Raw genomic sequence first — 2,259 nt, forward strand, 5'->3', positions numbered from 1 at the left:
GAGTCGGATGACTGTAGGTGACGCGCACGGCTGTGGCCGCGCGCGCACCGCGCGCTCGCGACGACGCGCGCGCACGACGCGGCGGCGACCGCGCCGGCGCGCGACACATGGGGATGGATCTCGGTGGTCGCCTTCCAGACGAGGAACAGGCCGCCCGACAGCAGGATCAGGTCGCGCCACGAGAACGCATGGTCGAACAGCGTGAACACGGGTTCGGTGAGGCTCGCGATCCACGCAACGCTGCCGAGCAGCGCGAGGCGCATCACCAGCGCGAGCGCGATGCCGAGGCGCTGCGTGCGGGCACGCTGCGCTTCGGGCAGCTTGTTGCTGAGGATCGAGATGAAGATCAGGTTGTCGATGCCGAGCACGACTTCCATCACGACGAGCGTCAGAAGCGCAGCCCAGACGGCGGGGTCAACGGCAAGCGTCAGCAGGTAGTCCATGAAATGGGCCGATACGAAAGTGGAAAGCCAGATCATATGCCGCCCCGAACTTCGGAAAAATCAGAGAGAATATGACTTTTGGTTCGGTTTTTCCGAAATTACGATCCGATGCTCAATTTCCGACATCTGTACTACTTCTGGGTCGTCGTGAAGGAAGGCGGCTTCGCGCGCGCGGCCGCGCGGCTCGACATGGCCGTGCAGACCATCAGTGCGCAGGTGCGCGAGCTCGAAAAAGCGCTCGGGCACCAGTTGTTGCGCCCGGCCGGGCGCGGCGTCACGATGACCGACGCCGGCCAGGCCGCGTTTGCGCGCGCGGAGGCGATCTTCGAAATGGGGCGGCTGATCCCCGACGAAGTGCGCGCGGCGGCCAGCCAGCCGACCGTGCGGCTCGCGGTCGGCCTCGCGGACGGCATCTCCAAGCTCGCCGCGCACGCGATCCTCGCGCCCGTGCTGGATACGCCCACACTGCGGCTGCTGTGCCACGAAGGCGAGCACGATGCGCTGCTCGCGGAGCTGGCGCTGCATCATCTCGACCTGGTGCTGGCCGGCCAGGGTGCGCCGTCCGGTTCGAACCTGCGCGTGACGAGCGAGCGGCTCGTCGCGTCGCCGGTCGACTGGTATGGCCCCTCGGCGCTCGTCACGCCGGCCGCGCGGCAGCACTTTCCGCAGTGCCTCGCCGACCTGCCCGTGCTGCTGCCGACCGCGCATTCTGCGCTGCGCGCGCGCCTCGACCTGTGGCTGGAAGGAGAACGGATCGTGCCCCGCGTGGCCGGGGAATTCGAGGACAGCGCGCTGATGGCCGTGTTCGCGGCGCGCGGCCTCGGCGTGTTTCCGCTGAGCGAACTCGGCGCGAACGACGCGTCGCTGCTGCGCGGGTTGCGCCGGCTCGGGCGCGCGGGCGACGTGACCGAGGAGATCCACGCGATCCGCTCGCGGCGCGGCGAACACCATCCGCTGACGTCGCAATTGCTCGCCGCGGCACGCGGCGCACCGTCCGACTGAAGCGAGCGCGACATCAAAGGAAACTATAATGACGCCCCGGCCTTACGAGATGGCCGCGCGCTTCATCCTGGCTCCGCCCGTTGCGCGACCTCTCGCCAAGCCTTCTGAAAGACGCCATGCACAACCGATTTCGCCTGTTTTCCGTTTCGTGCGCGCTCGCGGCCGCGACCGTGCTGGCGGCGTGCTCGTCGCCGCCCAAGCCGATCTACCAGCAGGAACAGTTCGACGCGACCAGCAGCCCGTATGCGCATACGTTCCACTCGAAATCCGACGCGGCCTGCGAGGCCGCGCGGCGCGCGCTGCTGAGCCAGGGCTATGTGGTGTCGTCGTCGCGCAACGATGCGGTCGACGGCAGCAAGAATTTCCAGCCGAACAACGACATGCACGTCGTGATCGAATTTCACGTCGTGTGCGCGGACGCGAACGCCGATGGCTCGTCGAGCATCGCATACGTGAACGCGGTGCAGGATCGCTACACGCTGAAGAAGTCGAATACGTCGGCCAGCGTGGGCTTGAGCGTGTTCGGCTCGCTGTCGCTGCCGATCGGGTCGAGCGACGATGCGCTCGTCAAGACCGCCAGCGAGACGATTCCCGCCGGCGTGTTCTATGAGCGCTTCTTCAATCTCGTCGAGCATTTCCTGAAGATCGACCCGGCCCGCCGCGACCGCGCGACCGTCAAGGCCGCCGAGAAGGAACCCGTCACGCCGCTGCCCGAACCCGCGCCGACGCCCCAGGGCGAGCCGATGAAGATGACGACCCCGGTCGTGCCGACGCCGCCCGCGGCGCCGGTGCCGCTGTCGCTGCCGGTCGTGGC

Annotated in this window: 2 protein-coding genes and 1 pseudogene; 2 read left to right on the plus strand and 1 reads right to left on the minus strand. The window is 67.8% G+C overall.

Annotated elements, in window-relative coordinates; translation table 11 throughout:
- Positions 1 to 443, minus strand: a pseudogene (locus tag G3O00_RS42110) (TerC family protein); the annotation flags it as partial.
- Positions 444 to 551: 108 nt separating this feature from the next.
- Between G3O00_RS42110 and G3O00_RS42115 the strand changes: the two are divergent.
- A complete protein-coding gene (locus G3O00_RS42115; RefSeq protein WP_206146541.1) occupies positions 552 to 1,445 on the plus strand; it encodes a LysR family transcriptional regulator in 894 nt (297 codons plus the stop codon).
- Positions 1,446 to 1,561: 116 nt separating this feature from the next.
- On the plus strand, positions 1,562 to 2,259 hold a 698-nt coding region (locus tag G3O00_RS42120), incomplete at its 3' end, for a DUF2242 domain-containing protein (RefSeq protein ID WP_206146542.1).

The organism is Burkholderia sp. Ac-20384 (genome assembly GCF_017104605.1).
In the GTDB taxonomy this organism is placed as follows: Bacteria; Pseudomonadota; Gammaproteobacteria; order Burkholderiales; family Burkholderiaceae; genus Burkholderia; species Burkholderia lata.